The following is a 20,731-nucleotide window of genomic DNA, read 5'->3' as shown; positions in this document are numbered from 1 at the left end:
AACCATGCCGACGGCAATGTCATGGGAAACCATCACGGATAAAAGGGAACGACATGCAAAACAAAGCGGACAGCGGACAAGGGCGAAGCGGCCAGACGGGCGGCCAGAGTGGTGGCCATGGCGGTAAACCGGACAGTGAAAAACCGGTCGTGGCGGCCGCCCCCGTTGTGACAGTCAACGGTGTCGATCGCAAGCTCGCCCCGTCGGCGCGAGGGGCCAAGCAGCTCTCTCGCCCGGTGCTCGAAATCGCACCGCCTGGCAAAGCGCTGCCCCAGCCACCGTCGTCGGCGAGCTTGCGATCGAAGTGTCCACCGGTACTCGACCAGGATCCGATCCAGTCGTGTGCGGCCTTTGCGTTTACCGGCGCGCTGCGTTTTCTTCATCTGGCCGAGGGGCTGGATGAACCGTTGTCGCCGCTGTTCTGTTACTACGCGACGCGTGTCTTGGTCGAAGCCGAGCAAACCAGCGACGACTCGGGATGCAAGGCCGATGCGGTGGTCGAAGCACTGGAAAACTACGGCGTGTGCATCGAGAGCGCGTGGCCCTACGACCCCCAGAAATTTTCGATCGCGCCACCGACTACCGCTTTCGACGATGCGGCCAAGCGCAAGTTGACCAAGGCTTACCGGGTAACGACGCTGCGTGCGATCAAGCTATCGATAGCCGGTGGCTACCCGGTGCCGGTGGCCTTTCCCGTGGCGCAGTCCGTGGGCTACGGCAGCGATGCCGTGCCTTCCCCGACATGGCGCACGGGAATTTTTCCGGTACCGACGTCTGCCCCTGGTGACGTGCCAGCCGGTCGCGAAGGCAGCGCAGCGGGTTCCACCGGCGGCTCCGCCGGTGCCTCGGGTGGCGCGGCCGGCTCCTCTGGCGGTACGGGCGGCTCTTCCGGTGGTACTGGCGGTGCCTCGGGTGGATCCGCCGGCTCGGGTGGTGGAGCGGTGGGCTCATCGGGCACTGGGGCCGGCTCCAGTGGCGGTTCAGCGGGCTCATCCGGTGCCGCGGCAGGCTTCGCGGGCGGCCCGGTGAACGACGCCAATCTCTTTCATCCACCCGCCGCCGACCCCGCCGACGGCTATCACTTTGTCCTGGCCGTGGGTTACGACGACGCAACCGGTCTGCTTGAAATCCAGAACTCCTGGGGACCCCACTTCGGCGATGGCGGATACGGCTATCTGCCCTATGCACTCTTCGGGCCCACGCAAGACACGCTCATTGCCGACCCGAGCGTTCTCGCCGAAGATCCGTGGACGCTACGACACCAATCCGACGATGCGCCTGTGGCGGTAAAGGCCGGATAACGCTCGACGTCGAAATCGATCGACTTGAGCGAAAAGGTGTCGGAGACATTTCTGGGACAGCCTCTGGAGTGTTCAAATAAGCCCTGACACCCGTCTTTTGACCACGCTAGCTACGCAAGGGGAAATTCATGAGCAAACAGTTGTTCATCAACCTTCCAGTCGCCGACCTGCCGAGGTCCATCGCGTTCTTCACGGCACTCGGCTTCACGCTCAATCCAGAGTTCACCAGCGATGCCGGCGCGGGCTTCGTCATCAGCGACGCGATCAGTCTCATGCTGACGACGCACGCCAAGTTTCGCGAGTTCACGCCCAAAGATATCTGCGACACCAGCAAGGCCGTCGAGGTATTGCTTTCCATCGGTTGCGAAAGCCGTGAAGAGGTCGACAGCCTTGTCGGCAAAGCCCTCGCTGCCGGTGGCACCACCTACGACGAGCCGGAAGATTTCGGCTTCATGTATACGCACAGCTTTGTCGACCCGGACGGGCACGGTTGGGGCGTGCTGCATATAAGCGCCACGCCGGCACAGTAGCAAGCCGTCGAACCGAAAGGTCCGTGTGCACATTTCTTGAGGCAGTTGCTTTCCATGGGCTGCTCTCACAAGACAGGGGCATATTCATTAGTCCTGTGGGCTCAAGGCTCAGTCGCGCGTACCCTGCGTCGCATCTTGCTGCCATACGCGCCTTATCCGCTCCGCCTCTGCTTGACCTTGCGTCAAACCGATTTCATACGCTGCCGGCACCAGGCTGTTGTCAAGCATGTCCTGGCCGCCACGCGTGAGCGTCTGGAGTTCGATGCCCGGTTCGATCAGCGCGAGCGTGCCGCCTTTGCCGCGGATGCTCTGCAGCTCGGCGTGGAGCGCGGCGTTGAGCGTTTGCGCAACATCGCGCGGCCCGTCCTGCACTGTCGCCATGGTGAAACAGGAAACCACGACGACGCGGCTGTACCCCACGGCAAGGTCCGCGTTGAGCATACTTTTGACACCGCCGTCGATATAGCGCGCCGTACCGATGGTGATCGGCGGCCATACGCCGGGCAGTGCGCAACTGGAAGCGACGGCCAAATGCAGCGGCGCGCCGGATGCCGCGCTCCACACGTGGAATGCCCCGGTCGCTGCGTCCAGCGCCGTGGTGAAAAAGTTCGCAGGCCATGTCCTGTCGACAAGGCCAGTAAACGGCTCGCGGCTCAGCGACCGCGCTTCGCTCACCGTATCGGCCGCCAGCGCCATGGCACCGGCCTTGGCCCACTCGTGCTCGGGTGTCGTGGATGTCGACGCCCGAGCGACGGCTGCCATGAGTTCGGCCATTCCGTCCATGGTCGGTGGCGCCTGGGTCGGCTCGGGGCCGGGCATGACAGACGACGGCGCCGTCGAAAGATCCATGCCCAGGGCGATGCGCGCGCCCACGCTGGCACCCGCGGACGTACCGATGATTGCGTCGGCTGCGCGCAGGTCAACGCCCGCGCGGATCAACGATGCCGCCAGACCGGTCTGCCAGGCGCGCCCGACGGCGCCACCGCCGCCAAGAACGAGCGCTCTGGACATCGCCGCGTCCGGTGAATTCGGGGTCGTGTTCATCGAGCATTTCCTTGGACTAGAATGGATCAGTGGTAATTAGATTAGTGCTAATCTATTCATGGAGGCAAGATGTCCCTGCGCGATGTGTTCAGCGATCTGGTCCGTCTGGAAACGGACATGTGGAACGCGATCGATGCTCGACTGCGCAAAGAGGCCGGTGTGCCGCTGGGTACCTTCAGCGTGCTGCTGATCATCGACGCCGTTACCGATTGCTACGTCAAGGACATCGCCGAGAAGCTCCCCATGACCGTCGGCGGCGCCAGCCAGGCAGTCGACCGTATCATGGCTAAGGGCCTGTGCTCTCGAAAGGCCGAAGCTACCGACCGGCGCGTGTCCATTGTCGAGTTGACCGCGCTCGGAAAAAAAACCATCGCCATGGGTGGCCCCGTGTTCGACGACGAACTGCAGCGCTGGCTCGGCAACACCGACAGCAAACGCATCACCGAATTCGGCAAGACGCTGGCCAAGCTGCGTGCCTCGGCAGGCGGGCGCGACCCAGGCTAGGGCGGCGGCTCAGAGCGTGTGGGCTTGAAGGCTCGGCGCTGCAACGTCGCTCTTGGAATGGACGTGTCAGGTTCTCCTAAAGTCTTTTGCATGACGCAAGGCAGGGTAGGGCTTCACTTGTCCTATCGACCGCCGCTTGCCCAACTCGGCTATCGTGCCGATCTGATCAAGAAGACATGCCATGACGAAAAACTACGAGCCGCCCCTGACCACCCATCCGCATGCGCCGTTGTATCGCGTCGATAAAGCGATCCGCGCGGCGCAGCAGCGGCTGGATGCCGCCATCGATGCGAAGCGGCATCACACCAGCCAGAACCTGGCCTTCGAGGTGATCAAGGAAGCGCGAGAGGGTCTGAAAAAGTGCGAACAGCTGCGTGCGACCAAGATCAGGGAACTCGTGCGGCAGGCGGAGAAAAACGTATAGGTTTTGAAGGCGAACGATTCTGCCGTCATCAATGCAAGCGGAGTGTTGGGGGTCGTCGAGATGACCGCATCAGGCACGTTTACGTTTCAGGCAAAACTCCTTCGCCCTATGAAACCCGGTAAAGAGGGTTCATGTGCCTTTCCGGTTTTGCCAAAGGCAGCGAGCGACGTGCTGCCAAGGCCTGGCGGGACGTCGGTGGAAGGCACCATCAACGGCCGTCCATGTTGAGCGACGCTCGAAACGGACGGCAAATTTAGGCGGCTGGCGCAACTATTGGCGATGTCGTGACAGTTGCCCTGTCGCCCATCGATCCCGTGCTGGAACCGTATTGCCCCATGATTTGCGGGACGCTTTCGCGGCTTCTCCATCACGAGCACACCTGCCTGCATCCATCCGGTATCGACTGACGCCGGACGGTGGGCGCGGTTTTTCGCTTATCGATATGGCGGGTCAGCGAATTTACGAGTGCGCCTATCGGTATAGCGAGGCGTTTTCCATCGCAGCAAGACGTCGACCGTCACTATGTCACGGGTAATGCGAACTGACTGATCTCATCGTTCAACAGTGCGCCGGCATTTCTGCCGCGTGTTGTCGCGTGAGCAGTGTGTCCGCGGCGTCCGATGTCCGCGTGAAGTGTCCGCGGACGAATTTTCTCCTTCGATAAGCAACGAAAAACGGCATCGGAGCGCGGTTTTCAGCGCGCGAGGCATTGGCATGGTGCTTGCCATATACCTCTCGAAAGCTTCGTTTCCTCACTCTATGGAGAGCCACCATGAAATTCGAAATCGAAACCCTGCTGTTGCGCAGCCTGTTCGGCGCCTGCGTGCTGATCAGCGCGATGACCGTCGGCAACATGCTGCTGGTGTAGGCGGCAGCGCGCGAAGTCATGCTGGCGATACCGATGTTGACGGCGTCGTCCACTTGGTTTTACGCGCAGCAGCTAGCCGTTGGTGTGCCTATTTTTCCTCACCCCACAAACTAAGGAAGTGACTTATGAACCCTGTTTTTTCGCCTCGTTTCACCGTGCGTCGCATCGCTCGTCGTCTGGCTCTAGCCGGTGTCATCGGCGCGTGCACCGTGGCCAGTATCTCCACGGCCAGTGCGCAGGACACGGCGGGTGCAGTGTTCGGCAAAGCGCCCCTGGGTTACAGCGTCGCTGTGCGCAGCGATGCGACCGGGGCGGGCCGAACGGTGAAGGTGGATGCCAGCGGTCGTTACTCGGCACACGCACTACCGACGGGTACCTACACGGTCACGCTGAAGCAGAGCGGCCAGGATGTCGCCAAGCATCTCAATGTGCCGGTGATCGCCGGTCGCGGCGTGGAAGTGGATTTCAATTGCAGCGAGATCAGGTGCGACGAGGTTGCAAAAATGCCGTGAGCCTTGGCGCACTGGTGTCCGCTTGGTGAAGACGGTGCGGCGCGGAGCCCGCCGCGTTTTTTACGGTCGGTGTGAGCGCAGTACATGCGGCTGTTTGCTTAAGACGCGCTGTTCTCGGCGAGCGCGAGCTTATGAGTAGTACGCCGCGAGGGAAGGGCTCTGTTGCGCTTGCACCGCCGTGCGCCGCCGCGCACCATGGCAGCTGTTTCGTCCACGGTAGGGAGTACCGATGAAACCCGCACGCATCCTGTGGCTTACCAGTCTGGCTCTGGTGAGCCTCGTCGCCTCGGCGCAAACGAATCTGCCGGCCGTAAAGGTCACTTCGCCGGCGTACTCTTCGCAACACGGCGGCTATCTGATCTCCGGCGACTTCAGGGTCGACCCGCGTATGCCGTCGGTAGTATTCCCGGCGCAGGCGCTGATGAAGGACGACATTCTCAGCATCGAGCCGATCCATCTGCAGGACAACGAATATCTGGTGCTGCAGGAATGCGCATCCACCGACTGCCACGAGGCCTCCCTGGTGCGCTTCTGGAAATCGGACGATATCGGCGGTGACGATGCTCGACGCAATCGCGTCTGGATCACGCACGAGAACAAGTATTTCATCTGGCTTAAGCGCTTGCCCGAAGTCTCCGGTGCGAGCTGCGGCCAGGGCTGGCTGATGTTCGAGCCCAGAACGACCAAGTGCGGCAGCCATTTCACCAGCTTTCAGCAGATCAGCCCACCGCTGATGCTGATTCCCGACGGCGATCTGGCGGCATTTCACCAGGATGCCGTGCTGAAATCGATTCAGGCCGACCCGGTGCGCGTCGCGCAGCAGACGCATGAGGGCTCGACGTATGTCGTGACTTACGAGGGCGGCAGCACGGTACGCATTCGGCGCATGCATGCGGAGCATGAAAACTAGCAATGCTTGCCCGGATAGGGTTGGCTCTGCGCCGTTTGAATGGCGAACCCGGCTCCGTTGGCCTCGCTAACGTCGCATACGGCAGAACACCGGTTCGTCACCGCGTTCGCCGGCTTCCAGCCATGCGATCTTGGCGCGCAGGTATTTCCTCATCGCGCGAATGCGTTCCGCCTTCAGGTCGACCGCTTCCAGCTGGTCACGCATGATGGCGAGTTTGCGCTCGCGATCCATGGCTCCAGCCTCGTACTCGCGATTGAACGTGACGATTTGTTTGAGAGTGAAACCCAGCTGCTGTGCGGTGCGAATCACGGCGGCGCGGTCCAGATCGGCCTCGTTGAACTGCTGGTAGCGATTGCTGGCGCTGTGCCCCACATGGGGAGCGAACAGGCCAAGCTTTACATACAGGCGCACGGCGTCACGCGTCAGCTCGGCGCGACGGCAGAATTCGGCGATCAGCATGCGGTGCCTCTTGACTTGGGTGTATAGACCCTAGTTTAGACTGCCGGCTACCGAATCCCAAGGACATACGTCATGACGATAAACACTGCCCACGCCACGAAGAAGGTCGCGCTGATTACCGGCGCGTCCTCCGGTATCGGCGAAGCGACAGCGCAGCGCCTGCTGGCCGACGGCTACGTGGTTTATGCCGCTGCGCGACGGCTTGAACGTATGCAGCCACTGGGCGCGGCGGGTGCCCATCTGCTGTCGCTGGATCTGACCGACGATGCGTCGATCGTGGCAGCGGTGGATGCCATCAAGCGGTCGGAGGGACGTCTCGATGTGCTGGTCAACAACGCCGGCTACGGTTCCTACGGTGCCCTTGAGGACGTGCCGCTGGACGAGGGTCGTCGACAGTTCGAGGTCAACGTGTTCGGGCTGGCTCGGCTGATCCAGCTGAGCACGCCGATGATGCGCGCCCAGGGCGGCGGGCGCATCGTCAACATCACCTCGATCGGCGGCAAGATGCACGAACCGCTGGGTACCTGGTATCACGCGACCAAATTCGCGGTCGAAGGGCTGAGCGATTGTCTGCGGATGGAGCTGGCACCGTTCGGCATCGATGTGGTGATTATCGAGCCTGGCGCGATCCGCACCGAGTGGACGGGCATCGCGAGGGAAAGCCTGCTGCAGCGCTCGGGCCATACGGCCTACGCCGAGCAGGCCAGGGCACACGCGCGCCTGTTCGACTCCAGCGAAAAATCAACGATGGTTTCGGAACCGGATGTGGTCGCCGCCACGATTGCGCGTGCGCTGCGCACGCACCGTCCCCGCACGCGCTACGCCACCGGCGGCGGTGCGCGCGTCATCCTGTTTCTACGGCGAATACTCAGCGACCGCGCATTCGATTCGCTGATGCGGATGGCGGAGAAGGGCGCCGCGTGAGCGCGACAGCGAAATCGGCTGAGACGGTCGTGTTGAGGGCATGCGGCCTATCAATCGGGATGAAGCTGACGAGCCGCTGCGTCGGCCGTATCTTCGGGACGCGTATTGAAAGCGATGGCCGCACCGGGCGCCGCCTTGTGCACGATGTTGACCACTGTCTCGAACATGGCGAGGCTTTTCGGTGGAATGCGCAGACCGCCACCGATCACCACGCAGTCGTAGGTTGCGCTTTTCAGCTGTTTCTCGAGCATGGCGCTGCCGGCCGCATCGGGCGTGATCATGCAGGTGTCTCCCTGCCAGCCACGTTCCTCGATCTTGCTGACGGCCACGTCGATACCGGCGTTGATCTTGGCGGCATCGAATCCCGGAGGAAGCGACGGATCGGAAAAATCGACGGTTTCCGGCTTCTGGCCGACAAACAGGATGCGTGTCATTCGGTTTTCTCCGTACGAAGACTCTCACCTTACACCGGAAACATTTCAGCGACGATGTGGAACGGCTAGCTGACGCTTTTGTCACCCTCCCTGGCCGACACTCACGCTCGGCGGAAGTGAAGCGCAAGATTTGGCCGCCAGAGCGATTGAGACTTCCATTTTCGTCACGAGCCGGGGAATACGCCACATGTCAGAAACCATTTTCGAAGCCTTGCGCGAGAGCCATAAGATCCAGCGCTCACTGATGCGCAGTCTGATGCTTTCCGATCCGGGCGAGCATCGCGTGCACATGTTTACCGAACTGCGCATCGAGCTGGCCGCGCATGAAGCGGCGGAAGAGCGGTATCTGTACGTGGATATTCTGATGGACGATCGCGGCCTCCATTCGGCACGCGACGCGCTGAGCGATCACCACAAGATGGATAAGCTGGTCGAGAAGCTGCAGACGACGGATCACAAGGGTAGAGGCTGGACAAGCACGTTGCAGAAGCTTTCCAAGGCACTGCACGATCATTTGCGTGAAGAGGAAAAAATCTTCTTTCAGGTATCCGGCAAGATCCTCAGCGAGACGCAAAAGACCTCGCTGGCAAAGAAGTACCGGAAAAACTATCGGGAGATGCGTGCAAAGCTGATGGCTGCCTGAGAGCCCGTTCAAAGTCTCCTCGTGGAAGAGAACGCGCTATCGCCTCATCACCGGCACGTACTGCCGATGATCGCCGTAATGCTTGCCCTTGGTGTCCACATTCGCACAGAGCTGGCCTTTTTCGCACAGGACCAGATCGGCGTTGTTGTAGGTTTTCATCAGATCGGCGGTGAGCTGGTTTTCCTCGATGACCTTGGTGTAATGCATCGATAGCCAGATGCCGCCGGCAAGCAACAGCAAAAAACAGGCTGCCGTGACGCCGATGACTTTCCAGATCAGCAGCCGCTGCAGGTTTTCGATGTGCTTGATCTGCTGCGCAAGCGCGTGTGAGGCCTGGCCGACGTCGTTGCCAGCCTTGTCCAGCCGCTGCTGGAAGTCGTTTACAGGGCGGGACAGGCCGAGTTGCACCTGGCTCGACACTTGACCGGGCACCGCTTGCATCGAGTCATTGGCCGATTGCTTCACGACGGCCGGCAGCTGTTGCGTCAGTTTTTGCAGCTCTTCCGACGATGTGAGCAGGCGATGGTCGATTTCATCGCAGCGCCGTTCGAATTGTTCCATCAAAGCGGCGGTCTTGCTGATCAGTACGCTCAATTCGTCTTCTTGCATTGCGCTGCGGTCCTTGCTCGATCACGGTTTGCCACAGGATATTCAGCGCTGCGGTCCACTGCCGACAGCGGGCGGCTGTTGCTGTGTCGGCTGCTGGGAAGGTTGCGATGGAGCCTGCTGTTGCGTCTGCGCCTGTCGGTTGATCGTCGCTGCCGCCTCGGTCTGCATGGCGCGTGCCGCGTCGGAATTGGCGAGCGCCTGGGTACCGGTACGAAACGCCGCGCGGTCGCCCGATTGCCCAGCCGCCAGCATGTTGTCGAGCCGCGAGGAGAGATCGTTCGCCGCAGCGGCCGGTGCCTGCTGCGGTGCCGGCAACGCACCGATTTTCACCTTCTGTCGTTCGAACTGATTGCTGAGCGCCTCGTTGCGCGGCTCTGCGTGATAGGCGTCGCCGACGCGCCCGATCTGGTTCTTGGGTACCAATAGATCGTTGTAGCCACCGGGGCCGGTTCGATCGATCTTCGGATAAAACTTGTAGAGCAGCATGCTCTGTTCGGAGCGATGTACTACGTTCAACCGGGGATCGGTCGGTTCGGCCTGCTTTTGCAGATACGGTTTGTCGCTCAAGCCGTTCAAGTAGTCGGTCATCAGGTTGTTGCTGCGGATGGCCAGACCGTCACGCAGATAGCTGCCGCCAACATCGGAATGCGCACCGGCTACGTTCACCGCTAGAAAACGACCGTCAGCCGTTTCACCGGGTTTGATAATTCGGTCGGATTTGAACAGTCCACGGCGCTCATCGTCGGCGTTGATTTGAAAGCCTGAAATCACTGAAGGCGGCAGGCGCCGATCGTGATACTTCACCGGATCGCCCGTTCCCACGGGGTCGAACAAGCCGACCGCTTGCGCTGTCTGGCCAGGCGTAACAAGCGGTGGCTTGGTGTACTCCACATGAGTTATTTGACCCTGAGAGTCTCGGGTATATTGCGCACCTGAAGGATCCTGGATACCTCGCTCTTGCACGATGCGCGCGAAACCTGGAACTTGGTCTGCGCCTCTACTGAAACCAGTCTCAGCAACGCGAATTTCCGCTTTGGGGTCTTCCTGGCGCCACACCTTGGCTTGAGTGATGAACTGTTTGTACATCTCTTCGGTGCGCTGGTCATAGGTCCGACCAGTCATGCCATCCAAGGTGCGAGGCACGAAATTGTCCTGCGTACCTGGGCCTGGCACATATCCGGACACTATACGGCTGTTTGCCTCATTACTTAATTTCTTTATTTGATCACTGACTTTAGCAACATTGGTTGCGTGTTCCGGATCTTTATATTTATCGTTGCCAGTTCCATCGAAGCAAGCGACATATAGCCTTTCATGCGGGTTGTCGGCATGGATCAGAACAGGCGTTTGAAAGTTTGACAAATGTTGGCTTGCATTTTTATACGTTTCTAACTTCTGAGTATCAGCCGGGTAGAAAGATCCGTCACTCGGTTGGCCGTCTTTATCAAGTTTTTGTTTCTCGCCGCCCATGGCTATGCTCCGTGCTTAGTAGGTGTGGCTCCAGGCCAAAATCACATCTTTACGGAAATCGCTGTCTTTGTTTCCGAGTATCTGTTCATTCTTGGTGGGAATGAACATGGCCATATACACATTGACTGTATGGTCATTCACTTCCAGAAAGATATCCGGGTCGCCAGCGACAGGGCCTTTATAGAAATCTGCCATCTCGGATTTGGGTACGTCGTGCCAAATCAACTCGTCTTTGAATATGGCGCCGATGTCCACGGTAGCCTCGTGCGATTGCCCATCTTTCGACTTCCAGCGTACTTCCGCAGGCGGCGGGAAATTTTGAATACCTAGATAAGAGGCCGTCCCCCAATGCTTCTGATAGTCGCTCGCGCTAGGCGCTGGCGTGGGAGTGTTTAGATAGGGGCGGGCAAAATCGTTGTTGTTGTAAACGACGCTGCAACTCAACGTGTTGTAGCAATGAACATCAAAGTTATGCAGCTTGAACTTCAACGGCACGGCAAGCGTCTGCGAAGGGGGGGCGATTCTTGAATTGGTCTGGGCTGACATGGCGGGATGGCATCCTGTCATCAATAAAACGGAAACAGCGATCGAGAACGTGGCGCGACGAACGTTGAACGGGCTGAGCATCTGGCTCTCCTGCCTTGAGCTACAACACTTCGAATGTACTTCGCTGACGCATGATCGGCAATATGCGTGTGTCGAAAGATCGATCTCGTAGCACATCGTACGCCTGGATTTCACATCATGATGTCGCGCCTTCCTTAGTAGGTATGGCTCCACGCCAGGAAAATATCGTCCCGACCAAAGCTGTTCTTGTTTCCGGGAATTTGTTCGGTCTTCGTTGGAATCAATGTTGTCATGTAGACGTTGATGGTCCGATCGTTCACCTCAAGGAAAATATCGGGCTCTCCGGCAACTGGGCCGCTGTAAAATTTCGCCATATCCGATATCGGTACGTTGTGCCAGATCAGCTCTTCTTTGAAGATAGCGCCGATGTCCACGGTAGCTTCGTGCGTTGCCCCGTCCTTCGATTTCCAGTCAACCTTCGCAGGGGCGGGGAAATTCTGGATGCCTAAATAGGAAGCGGTTCCCCAGTGTTTCTGGTAGTCGCTTGAATTGGGCGCTGGCGTGGGAGTGTTGAGATAGGGCCGTGCAAAATTATTGTTATTGTAGATGACGCTGCAATTCAACGTGTTGTAGCAATGAACTTCAAAGTTGTGTCGCTTGAACTTCAAAGGCACGGCCCGCGTTTGCGCAGGAGGAGAGATTGTTGCGTAGGTTTGGGCCGAGATAGCTGTTTGACATCCTGTCATCAATAAAACGGAACCAGCGATCGAGAACGTGGCGAGGCGAACGTTGAAGGGGCTGAGCATCTGGCTCTCCTGCCGTGAGCTGCAACGCACCGAATGTACTTTGCCCATGCACGACCGGCAATATGCGTGCGTGACATCTCGACCATTTCATCGAACCCTCAAATAAGCCGCGTCTGCGTATACGCAGTAAACGGTTAACTGCCATGGCGACGAAGTAGCCGACCAACCGCAGGGCGTACTCGCGATAAGTCCGATGTCGGTCCGCCCGTGTCCGACTCAGAACCGATCACCTGCTTCATCCCGGGCGAATGCTTCCTGATGCCGACGAACGAGTCCGCGTTGCTCAAGCGCCGCTGCGTCACGGTCGAACACACTCCCATCGTCTGGCTGCCCGACACGGCATCGCGGTTAGAGGCGGTGCGACTCGCCGACGGTCGCATGCTTCCGCTGCATGCGCTGTTCACTGTTTCTGGCAAACACTCACTCGTTCTCTCGCCGAGCCACTCGGCTGCGCCAGGGTGTAAGGCCCATCGGGTACTTACCTGTATGCAGCTTTTGCTGTTCAGTACCGAAGTCGATCGTCGCCAGCGCCTCGACGTTCTGTATTTGATCAAGTCATCGACATTCCTCGATAGCCATGATGCGGCATGCGATGGAGGCCAAGGGTAGGCATTTTTCTGAGTGGGAATCAGGGTTTCACCGATGGGACTTATGCATCGAATGGTCAAAAGTGGCGCTGCCTGGTTGTTCCTTGTGACGGGAACCGGCATCCATCCCTATCTCTTCAGAGGAAAAGCAAATGCATTCATTCATCCGATCCGCCGCGATCGTCGCCTTCACGCTCTCGGCAGCTCAGGCTATGGCGAAAGATCCCGGTGCGTGCGGCACGCTCCCCGACTATGTGCGCGAAGCGGCGCGTGATATGGCCTATTGCATCACCATGCCGAATCCCATTGCGGCATGCGGCCCTACGGCGGTTGATGTGCAGGTATTCGGCAACGCCGAGGGTCGACTGCCGCGGGCAGGTCGCGGTCAAACCTATTACGAGGGCAAAGCCCGACGCAATCCGGGCGGCCCGGCAGGCACGTATCGGCTTGTATACCTCGTCACCGACGGCACGACCAAGTCCGTCATCGAGAGCCGTTATTACTCTGCGGATCACTACGAGTCGTTCTGCAGCATTCGCTGAAAACCGCAGGAAAAAAACGGGGCCGTCTTGACTTGGCCCCGTTTTGTTCCTTGTGATTCGCGCAAACCGGTCCGCCAACTTTCGATGCCAGGTGTTCCTGGCGAACACCACGCCGAATCGTTCAATTGAGGATAGGCAAAGGCTCCGCATTCATGCATGCGGAGCCTTTACTTTCATCAGTTCCGGTGCTGCGTGTGCGCGGGAGTCGCGACGAATCCTGCCGAATGTCAGCCGCGTCGAAGTATTCGCCGGCGACCAAACGTCGTTCATCGTGACCGCAGCCAACGTGCGTGACATCACCATGCTCAGCGCAGTGTTGGAAGCCATCGCCGTGACCCGGCCGCAACCGCCGCATCGGCGCAGCAAGCACCTGTGCGCTGGCGCGGGATGCCGAAGCCGCATAGGGCAGGGGTCATCAAAGAACACGGCTACATCCCTCACGTCGTCGATTGCCGACAGGAGGCGAATCGCAGGCGTCGCGATCCAAAGAAGAAGCCTCGACGTTGTGTACATCGCTCGCGCACGATTGGCAATACGAAAACGTCACGTCCTGACGATTCCATGTCAGGCGCCAGCCATGCCGCTTGCGCATAAGCGGCAGACATGCGCGTGAGCTAGCTCGCTGACCTGAAGCGCAAAGATGAGAAGTTGTGCGTCTTTCCGGCGATGTTGCCTGTGCAGGCGTCAACCTTCATACCGCGTGATTTAATGCGGTTCGCCACCATTCACGGATACGTCCCCAATCTTGCGGCATCTGCAGGGCGAGGCCCGGTAGTTTTCTTGGTCGTCATCGTGGAGCGTTGTATGCGCTGTAAGGCTTTCGTGGTTGTCACACTTCTACTGATATCGGTGGTTGCAGGCACCGCGTCGGCAAGGCATGGCGATCGAGCGGCGGCTGACGGACAGAGCGACGGCTCCGGAAGCTGTTTCGATGCGTCGGACGCTACGGAAATTCGGCTCTGGCCGGGGGCTGCGCCCGGTGCAGCGGGTGACGACCCATGCCGCGACATTCCTTACCTGAAAATGTATGCACCCAACGGCGTACGCGACAAAAGCCGCCCGGCGATAGTGATCATTCCCGGCGGCGGCTACGACCGTCTCTCGGATGCGAAAGAGCAGGCACCGGTGGCGGAGTATTTTGCGAGCCATCTGCACGTCGTCGCGTTCGTGCTGTATTACCGCCTCGTGCAGCACGATGGGCTTTATCGTTATCCCGTGCCGATGTGGGATGGACGGCGCGCGCTGAATCTGATCGGCCGCAATGCGCGCGCACTCGGCGTGGATGGCAATCGTATCGGCCTGTTCGGTTTCTCCGCGGGCGGCCATCTGGCCAGCACGCTTGCGCTGCATCCGGACAGTGATTTCGATCTGCCCATCCACGATGCCGTCGACGCCGCACACGCGACGCCAGCGTTCCTTGGCCTGGGCTATCCGGTAATTTCGATGTTGCCTTCCGAATACGCCTCACCCAGTTCGCTGAAGCACCTGTTGTACGGCTACGACGGGGGCACCTTGCAACAGCTCGAATACAACCTGTCCGGCCAGCACCATGTCACTCGACATATGCCCCCGGTATTCCTCTTCGAGAGCGAGGACGATCAGCGTATCAGCCCCGAGAACAGCATCGTGTTCGCCGCGGCCTTGGATGCGAACCGCGTGCCGGCCGAGGTGCACCTTTTCAAGCATGGTGTGCACGGTTCCGGCCTGTCCGAGGGGGTCCCCGACGAGGATCAGTGGCCGCGCCTGTTTCAGGCATGGCTCGAACGTATCGGCTTCATCGGTCAAGTTCCCGTGCGCGGATGACTGCTTATGGAAACGTGCCCTGAGGCCAAGGCGCGTGCGCTGCGTATCGAAGCATTGCAACGTGTCGCTCCACTATCGGACCACACGTTCCACGTGGTTTTGACGACGCCCACGCCCGCATAGGAGCACGTCCGGTTTATCGGGCGTTCTCGGGTTATATTGCCGGGGTGTTTGTCGCCATGGCCGGCTTTGTGCCATCAAGTCCGCCTGCCTTTCGGCTCTGCAAACCGGGGAAATCGCGATGAAGTTCATGGCATGGCCGGCACGATGGTTGTCGCTCGTCATTCTCGTCGCGGGCGCGGCCGTGATGGCCGGCTGGGCGACACACACGGCATGGCTCACGACGATCATTCCCGGCCGGGTTCCGATGGTCTTCAATACCGGGCTGTGCTTTTTTCTTTTGGGGCTGGCTTTGATTCTGCTGTCTCTGGGTAGCGCGAACGCCCGGCGTTCGGTGGCTAGACTGTGCGCGCTCATGGTACTGGGGCTGAGCGTGATCAACCTGTTGCAGGTTTTTGGCGACATGTCGCTGGGCATCAATCTGCCGACGTTACACGCATGGAACCCGATCAATAGTGTCAGGCCGGGGCAGATGTCGCTGGCCGCGACGCTGTGTTTTCTGTTCGCGGCGCTGGCGCTGCTGTTGCCGGTCGGGCGCCACCCTGGTCTGGCCGTGGTCGCCATGAGCTTCGGTGCGGTGCCCTTCGGCATCGGACTGACCGTGATCCTTGGTTACATGATGCATCTGGAGTCGCTCTACACGTGGTATCCGCTGAATCAGATGGCGCTTCCCACCGGCGTGGGCATGCTGATTTTGAGCGTGGCGCTCTGGCCCGTCTTGCTGCATATCAGCGCGCTGCACGTCTATTCGGAAGACCGCCAGATCATTGCAGTGGGTACGACAGCGCTGCTGGTGGTGGCGCTGGTGGCGGTATTCAGCGGCGTTTGGCTGCTGCGCACGCAAGGTGTGCCCGCCTTGCAGGCGAATCTTCAGCTAGCCCGCGAAGCCCGCGCGGATCTGCTGATGCTGGACTTGGAGAGCGCGACCGCGCGTGCCATCGACGCCGCCGAGCAGGCGCCGCTTGCGTCGGCCATGATATCGGCCTTGCGCGCACCGGATAGCGGGGATGCACGACAGTCTCTGCAGGCTGCGGCCAGTGCCTTGCTGGCACGCGGCATGCGCGGCGTACAGGTGAATGGGGCTGGCGGGATCGTACTGGCAAAGGTTGGTGCGGTGATCGAACCGTCGATTGGCGCACTGCCGATCGGGGCAACAGCGGGAGTCAACCATGCGCTCGTCTGGCGCGGCGGGCTGGTACTTCGCACCCGTGTGAAGCTTGGTCATGAAGGCGCAGGCCAGGGTGAGCTGTTGATGGACCAGCCGTTGAATCTGATGCAGTCGAGGCTGCAGTCCGGTACCTACTTGAACGCAACGGTCACGACGCTGCTCTGCGACCGCACGAACGCGGCGAAGGTGTCGTGCATGCGCATCGGCAGCGGCGATACCGCACCGATAAGCGATCGACTCGGCGATCATTTTGCGGCGTTGGCGAACAGTGCGATCGCGGGTTCCAGCGGTGTCGCCCGCGCGCAGGCCAGCGAGGGCGTGCCCACCGACGTCGTTGCCTATGGCCCGGTAGAGTCGACCGGGCTTGCGCTGCTGGTGCAGCTCGATGCCACCAGTATCTATGCGCCGATTCGGCGCGGCATGCTGTGGGGAATGAGCATCGTCTTGATTGTGGTGGTGGTGTCGGCGACGTGGTTGCGTGCGCGGATACGCGCGCTGGTCACGCGCCTGGTCACCACCGAAAGCCGCTATAAGGCCGTAGTCGAGTCCCTGCACGACGGCCTGCTGCTGCAGGATGCCGATACCAAAATCCTGGCGTCCAATTCCGCCGCAAGACGAATTCTGGGGCTGGAAGAAAGCGAATTGCGAGGCCGAAGCTCGCTCGATTCGGCGTGGAAAACCGTGCACGAGGACGGCTCCGACTGGCCTGGCGTAGACCATCCCGCGCCACGCACGTTGCGCACCGGCCAGCAGGAGATGGGCGTGATCATGGGCGTGCAGAGGCCGCAGGGTGAGCTGCTTTGGGTCAGCATCAACACGGTATTGATCAGTGGCGACGGCTTGGACGATGCGCGTACCGTCATCACCTCTTTTTCCGATATCACTGCGCGACGTTCTGCCGAACAGCAACTGGCGCGGTCCAATCAGCTGCGCCAGGCGATTCTGGATGCGGCGCCTTTTTCGATCATCGCCACGAATGAGCGTGGACTGATCAAGGCAGTCAATCCAGGCACCGAGCGCATGCTCTGGTACAAAGCGGACGAGTTGATCGACAAGGTGACGCCGCTGGTCATTCACGATCCGCTGGAAGTGGCCGCGCGAGCGGAAGAGCTGTCCAGCATGCTAGGCAAGCGCGTCGAAGCGGGTTTCGAGGTGTTCATGCACAAATCGCGATTCGGCGTAACCGACGAACGCGAATGGACTTACGTGCGCAAGGACGGCTCGCGTTTTCCGGTCAACCTGACGACCACCGCTCTGCGCGATGAGCGCCAGCAGATCACCGGTTTTCTCTGCATTGCCTACGACATCACCGAGCGCAAGCATCAGGAGGAATACGCGCGCCATGTGGCGCACCACGATTTTCTCACCGGCCTGCCGAATCGCATGCTGCTCAACGACCGGTTGTACATCGCGATTGAGCGCGCACGGCGCGACGGCTGCAAGGTGGCCGCGATGATGATCGATCTGGATCATTTCAAGCGCGTCAACGATTCGCTCGGCCACCATATCGGCGATGAACTTCTGAAGATCGTCGCCGGTCGGATCCTGGCTTGCGTGCGCCGATCGGATACGGTGGCGCGCATGGGCGGCGACGAGTTCGCCGTGCTGCTCAGCGATATCAAGAACGACCAGGATATCGAACTGATCGCCGAAAAGATCATCTACAGCGTTTCCCAGCCCGTGCAGGTGGGCGGGCATGAACTGCACGTCTCTCCCAGTATCGGCGTCAGTCAGTACCCGGTCGATGGAGAGGATTTGCATGCCCTGCTGGTCGATGCCGATACCGCCATGTACGAGGCGAAGCTGGCGGGGCGGAAAACCTATCGGCTGTTCAGCCGCGAAATGGAGCTGGCGGCCAGGGCCAAGCTTGAGTTGGAAAGCGAGCTGCAGCTTGCCCTCACGCAAGGCGAAATCCAGCTGCACTATCAGCCGCAGGTCAGTCTTAAGAATGATCAGGTGCAGGGCATGGAAGCGCTGCTGCGCTGGTACAGCCCAAAGCGCGGGCTGGTCTCACCCAACGATTTCATTCTCATCGCCGAACAGAGTTCGCTCATCGTGGAGATCGGCGATTGGGTACTGCTCAACGCGTGTCGCGACATGGCGGCACTCAACCAGCGCACGGGGCAGCGCCTGCGCGTGGCGGTGAACCTCTCGCCGCGGCAGTTTCTGCAAAACGATCTAGTGGAGCAGGTGCAACGTGTGGTCGAGGAAACCGGCCTGATGCCGGGCTGTCTCGAGCTAGAGATCACCGAAGGCGTGCTGATGGATCACTCGGCCGAGACGATCGGCCGGCTTCAAAAACTCCGCGAGCTGGGCGTACTGATTGCCGTGGATGATTTCGGCGTCGGTTTTTCCAGCCTGTCGTACATCACCCAGTTTCCGATCAGCACGCTGAAGATCGATCGGGTCTTTGTCAACCGGTTGCCTGACAGTTCCAGCGATGCCGCGGTGGCGCTGGCGATCATCGCGCTGGCGCACAGCCTGGATATGACGGTGGTCGCCGAAGGCGTCGAAACGATCGAGCAGCTGGACTATCTGCGTCTGCACGGCTGCGATTTTGTGCAGGGTTATTTTCTTGGCAGGCCGCAGCCGATGGATGCTGTTCGAGTGGATGGCATCCGATGGTCGGGGTCGTTGCCTCCCGCGCCGTAGACGGAGCGCGCCCGGACTATTTGGTCAAGTCGTAAGCCGGGAAAGCTTCTGCTTTACTTCCACAGCGCCATAAAAAAGGCCGGTCGCAATGACCGGCCTCTAGCGCTCTCTCGACTTAGCGGTAACTACGCCACGCGACGCACCGGGTATTTGCGCAGGTGGTAAACGCGGTGGATGTGGCCGGCGCCGAGCCAGCCGCCAACGGCAGAGGCGAGCAGGGCGAGGAAGCCGCTGATAAACGCGATCCATAACGTCAGCGACAGATAGTGCGCCGCCTTGTCCGCGGCCATCTTGGACTCCGAGCGAGCGGCATCGATTTGCGGCGTCAGCTTCTGCAGCGAGGCGGCAGCGGAATCCTGACTGGTACCGGTGTCGGCGGCCAGGAGTGCAGTGGCGATATCGTCCTGACCGGCGAGAATGGCGCCGACGATCGGTGCCGAACCGCCGCGCTCCCGCCCGGTCAAGGCATACGCAATATTGGCATCGAGCACCGACACGGCCGGCGTCATGGCGGGTGCGCCACCGTGCATATCCGACCCGGGACCGCCCATGTGCTCGTTATGTCCCGACATGGCATGACCGAGTCCCAGAGCCAACCAGAGTGCGGTGGTCGTCAATGAAAGACCCCACACGGTAACGCCGTGCAGCGCGCCGCTGGTGTCGTCGTTTCGCCCGTCGAACCAGGCGGCAAACATGCCGCCGATGAACAGTGCGGCGGCCCAGGTGATAATCATCCAGACCGCGGTACCGATACCGACACCCTTGGCACTGCCTGCAGCATTCCATGCGTCGAAGCCGGCAAAACCCAAAGCCAGACCCGCGCAGTAGAGGAGGCCGGCCGTCGCGGTCGCGACCAGCCATCCGGCAATGATCGCACTGAAGCGCATGGTCGGATGGGCGAGGGCGAGTTCGTCCTGGATCAGGCCGTCGTTAGCAACATAAGACATGAGTTTCTCCTGCGAATAAGTAGGCGAGGGTTGAGTGCGATGTGGTCATTACGCACAACCTCGCAACAGCGCGAAGAGAAGCAGCAGGGGAATAGGCACACCCATCAGCCAGAGTAGGACGTAACCAATGCCGCCTTTTTCTTTGGAGGATGGCGGCGGTGACAATGGATTTGTTTCGTTCATGACTTCTCCCTCTCGTGTGGTTGGACCGCAGCGAGCCTTGCGGCCCCACCTTCGTTGCGGTGAGGCAGGGTGGCGTTTGGGAAGTCGAAAGAGCGTGATGTCGACAAGTCGATGGGTTCGGCGAAATAAGCCTGTGAAAAATGTCTAGGCCATTTTCACAAAAGCAGTCGCCCGAGTCCGGCCGTTGGATCGATCGGTGAAGCGCACAACCTCGTCACGTCCCTTGGCTAACTTGCCAACCGGTCGTAGCTGCGGCGTGCCGACTTGATTTCGGCGTGGGTGCTCTCGGCCCACAACACAAGGTGGGCGAGCGGGTCGAGCAGGGATTGCCCCAACGCTGTCAGGCGATATTGAACGCTGGGCGGTTTGGTGGGAAACACCTTGCGCGTCAGCATGCCGTCGCGCTCGAGGTCGCGCAGCGTTTGCGTCAGCATGCGTTTGGAAATGTCTGGGATGGCGCGCTGGATTTCGCTGAAGCGCTGCGGTTCGGCCGCCAGCACCATAACGATAAGCGTGGTCCATTTGTCGCCGATGGCGTTGAGCACATCCCGTACCGGGCAGTGTTCTGCATCAAGCGTTTGCACGCGCCATGCCTCGAACCGTCGACTCAATATCGATCGAGCCGCGGGCAGCGGGTTACTTTTGCGTAACCTGGTCACAGGAAACTGCCTCCTTTCGCTTTGTTAACCAGGTCTCTAATGTAGACCTACTTACCCCGGTCAAC

At 60.1% G+C, this 20,731-nt stretch carries 22 protein-coding genes and 1 pseudogene; 13 read left to right on the top strand and 10 right to left on the bottom strand.

The window, feature by feature from the left end:
• Nucleotides 1-53: 53 nt before the first annotated feature.
• Both HDE76_RS04045 and HDE76_RS04040 read left to right on the top strand, forming a co-directional pair.
• A complete protein-coding gene (locus tag HDE76_RS04045) occupies nt 54-1,301 on the top strand; it encodes a C1 family peptidase (protein WP_184505531.1) in 1,248 nt (415 codons plus the stop codon).
• Between the two features lie 128 nt (nt 1,302-1,429).
• Complete coding sequence (locus tag HDE76_RS04040; RefSeq protein WP_179476974.1) at nt 1,430-1,831, top strand: VOC family protein; 402 nt, start codon at nt 1,430-1,432, stop codon at nt 1,829-1,831.
• A 108-nt stretch (nt 1,832-1,939) separates the two neighbouring features.
• Here HDE76_RS04040 and HDE76_RS04035 read toward each other — a convergent pair whose 3' ends face one another.
• On the bottom strand, nt 1,940-2,875 hold the full coding sequence (locus HDE76_RS04035; RefSeq protein ID WP_184505529.1) for a patatin-like phospholipase family protein: 936 nt from the start codon (nt 2,873-2,875) through the stop codon (nt 1,940-1,942).
• Between the two features lie 69 nt (nt 2,876-2,944).
• Here HDE76_RS04035 and HDE76_RS04030 point away from each other — a divergent pair, with 69 nt between their 5' ends.
• The 4 genes from HDE76_RS04030 (at nt 2,945) to HDE76_RS04015 (ending at nt 6,093) form a co-directional block, all read left to right on the top strand.
• Nucleotides 2,945-3,379 carry a MarR family winged helix-turn-helix transcriptional regulator gene (locus HDE76_RS04030; RefSeq protein WP_184505527.1) on the top strand — a complete coding sequence of 145 codons (435 nt, stop codon included), beginning with the start codon at nt 2,945-2,947 and terminating at the stop codon, nt 3,377-3,379.
• Between the two features lie 181 nt (nt 3,380-3,560).
• Nucleotides 3,561-3,803, top strand: coding sequence for a hypothetical protein (locus HDE76_RS04025; protein ID WP_179476971.1), 243 nt, complete (start codon nt 3,561-3,563; stop codon nt 3,801-3,803).
• A gap of 993 nt (nt 3,804-4,796) precedes the next feature.
• The gene (locus HDE76_RS04020; protein WP_184505525.1) at nt 4,797-5,183 is read left to right on the top strand and encodes a carboxypeptidase-like regulatory domain-containing protein; all 387 of its coding nucleotides are present in this window, start codon (nt 4,797-4,799) and stop codon (nt 5,181-5,183) included.
• 229 nt (nt 5,184-5,412) lie between these two features.
• On the top strand, nt 5,413-6,093 hold the full coding sequence (locus HDE76_RS04015; RefSeq protein WP_184505523.1) for a hypothetical protein: 681 nt from the start codon (nt 5,413-5,415) through the stop codon (nt 6,091-6,093).
• A 66-nt stretch (nt 6,094-6,159) separates the two neighbouring features.
• On the opposite strand, the gene HDE76_RS04010 is transcribed toward HDE76_RS04015, so the two are convergent.
• Complete coding sequence (locus HDE76_RS04010; RefSeq protein WP_179476968.1) at nt 6,160-6,552, bottom strand: MerR family transcriptional regulator; 393 nt, start codon at nt 6,550-6,552, stop codon at nt 6,160-6,162.
• Nucleotides 6,553-6,624: 72 nt separating this feature from the next.
• On the opposite strand from HDE76_RS04010, the gene HDE76_RS04005 reads away from it, so the two are divergent.
• Complete coding sequence (locus HDE76_RS04005; RefSeq protein WP_179476967.1) at nt 6,625-7,476, top strand: oxidoreductase; 852 nt, start codon at nt 6,625-6,627, stop codon at nt 7,474-7,476.
• Nucleotides 7,477-7,526: 50 nt separating this feature from the next.
• Here the strand turns inward: HDE76_RS04005 and HDE76_RS04000 are convergent, their stop codons facing one another.
• The gene (locus HDE76_RS04000; RefSeq protein WP_184505521.1) at nt 7,527-7,910 is read right to left on the bottom strand and encodes a hypothetical protein; all 384 of its coding nucleotides are present in this window, start codon (nt 7,908-7,910) and stop codon (nt 7,527-7,529) included.
• A gap of 130 nt (nt 7,911-8,040) precedes the next feature.
• On the opposite strand from HDE76_RS04000, the gene HDE76_RS03995 reads away from it, so the two are divergent.
• Nucleotides 8,041-8,553 (top strand): hemerythrin domain-containing protein, encoded by a 513-nt coding sequence (locus HDE76_RS03995; RefSeq protein WP_221262275.1) that lies wholly within the window; start codon nt 8,041-8,043, stop codon nt 8,551-8,553.
• Between the two features lie 36 nt (nt 8,554-8,589).
• Here the strand turns inward: HDE76_RS03995 and HDE76_RS03990 are convergent, their stop codons facing one another.
• The 4 genes from HDE76_RS03990 to HDE76_RS03975 all read right to left on the bottom strand — a co-directional run bounded on the left by HDE76_RS03990 (nt 8,590) and on the right by HDE76_RS03975 (nt 12,005).
• Entirely contained in the window at nt 8,590-9,162 is a 573-nt protein-coding gene (locus HDE76_RS03990; protein ID WP_184505519.1) for a relaxation protein, read from the bottom strand.
• 42 nt (nt 9,163-9,204) lie between these two features.
• On the bottom strand, nt 9,205-10,632 hold the full coding sequence (locus HDE76_RS03985) for a DUF2235 domain-containing protein (RefSeq protein ID WP_184505517.1): 1,428 nt from the start codon (nt 10,630-10,632) through the stop codon (nt 9,205-9,207).
• 15 nt (nt 10,633-10,647) lie between these two features.
• Complete coding sequence (locus tag HDE76_RS03980; protein ID WP_255481404.1) at nt 10,648-11,259, bottom strand: hypothetical protein; 612 nt, start codon at nt 11,257-11,259, stop codon at nt 10,648-10,650.
• Between the two features lie 134 nt (nt 11,260-11,393).
• Entirely contained in the window at nt 11,394-12,005 is a 612-nt protein-coding gene (locus tag HDE76_RS03975; protein ID WP_255481403.1) for a hypothetical protein, read from the bottom strand.
• Between the two features lie 207 nt (nt 12,006-12,212).
• Between HDE76_RS03975 and HDE76_RS03970 the strand changes: the two genes are divergently transcribed.
• From HDE76_RS03970 to HDE76_RS03955, 5 genes and pseudogenes are all read left to right on the top strand, one after another.
• A complete protein-coding gene (locus HDE76_RS03970; protein WP_184505516.1) occupies nt 12,213-12,614 on the top strand; it encodes a hypothetical protein in 402 nt (133 codons plus the stop codon).
• A 130-nt stretch (nt 12,615-12,744) separates the two neighbouring features.
• On the top strand, nt 12,745-13,134 hold the full coding sequence (locus HDE76_RS03965) for a ribonuclease domain-containing protein (protein WP_184505514.1): 390 nt from the start codon (nt 12,745-12,747) through the stop codon (nt 13,132-13,134).
• Nucleotides 13,135-13,396: 262 nt separating this feature from the next.
• Nucleotides 13,397-13,644 (top strand): annotated as a pseudogene (locus tag HDE76_RS20710) (IS5/IS1182 family transposase); the annotation flags it as partial.
• Nucleotides 13,645-13,938: 294 nt separating this feature from the next.
• Complete coding sequence (locus tag HDE76_RS03960; RefSeq protein WP_184505512.1) at nt 13,939-14,937, top strand: alpha/beta hydrolase; 999 nt, start codon at nt 13,939-13,941, stop codon at nt 14,935-14,937.
• A gap of 241 nt (nt 14,938-15,178) precedes the next feature.
• A complete protein-coding gene (locus HDE76_RS03955) occupies nt 15,179-18,877 on the top strand; it encodes a bifunctional diguanylate cyclase/phosphodiesterase (RefSeq protein WP_184505510.1) in 3,699 nt (1,232 codons plus the stop codon).
• A gap of 125 nt (nt 18,878-19,002) precedes the next feature.
• On the opposite strand, the gene HDE76_RS03950 is transcribed toward HDE76_RS03955, so the two are convergent.
• The 3 genes from HDE76_RS03950 to HDE76_RS03945 form a co-directional block, all read right to left on the bottom strand.
• Nucleotides 19,003-19,824, bottom strand: a complete 822-nt coding sequence (locus HDE76_RS03950; protein WP_184505508.1) for a hypothetical protein — start codon at nt 19,822-19,824, stop codon at nt 19,003-19,005.
• Nucleotides 19,825-19,872: 48 nt separating this feature from the next.
• Nucleotides 19,873-20,007, bottom strand: coding sequence for a hypothetical protein (locus HDE76_RS20705; protein WP_255457565.1), 135 nt, complete (start codon nt 20,005-20,007; stop codon nt 19,873-19,875).
• Nucleotides 20,008-20,234: 227 nt separating this feature from the next.
• Entirely contained in the window at nt 20,235-20,621 is a 387-nt protein-coding gene (locus HDE76_RS03945) for a helix-turn-helix domain-containing protein (protein WP_343205654.1), read from the bottom strand.
• Between the last annotated feature and the right edge of the window lie 110 nt (nt 20,622-20,731).

It is taken from the genome of Rhodanobacter sp. ANJX3 (assembly GCF_014200755.1).
Taxonomy (GTDB): domain Bacteria; phylum Pseudomonadota; class Gammaproteobacteria; order Xanthomonadales; family Rhodanobacteraceae; genus Rhodanobacter.
The sequence above is the reverse complement of the archived record's forward strand: the minus strand, read 5'-3'. Positions and strand labels throughout refer to the sequence as shown.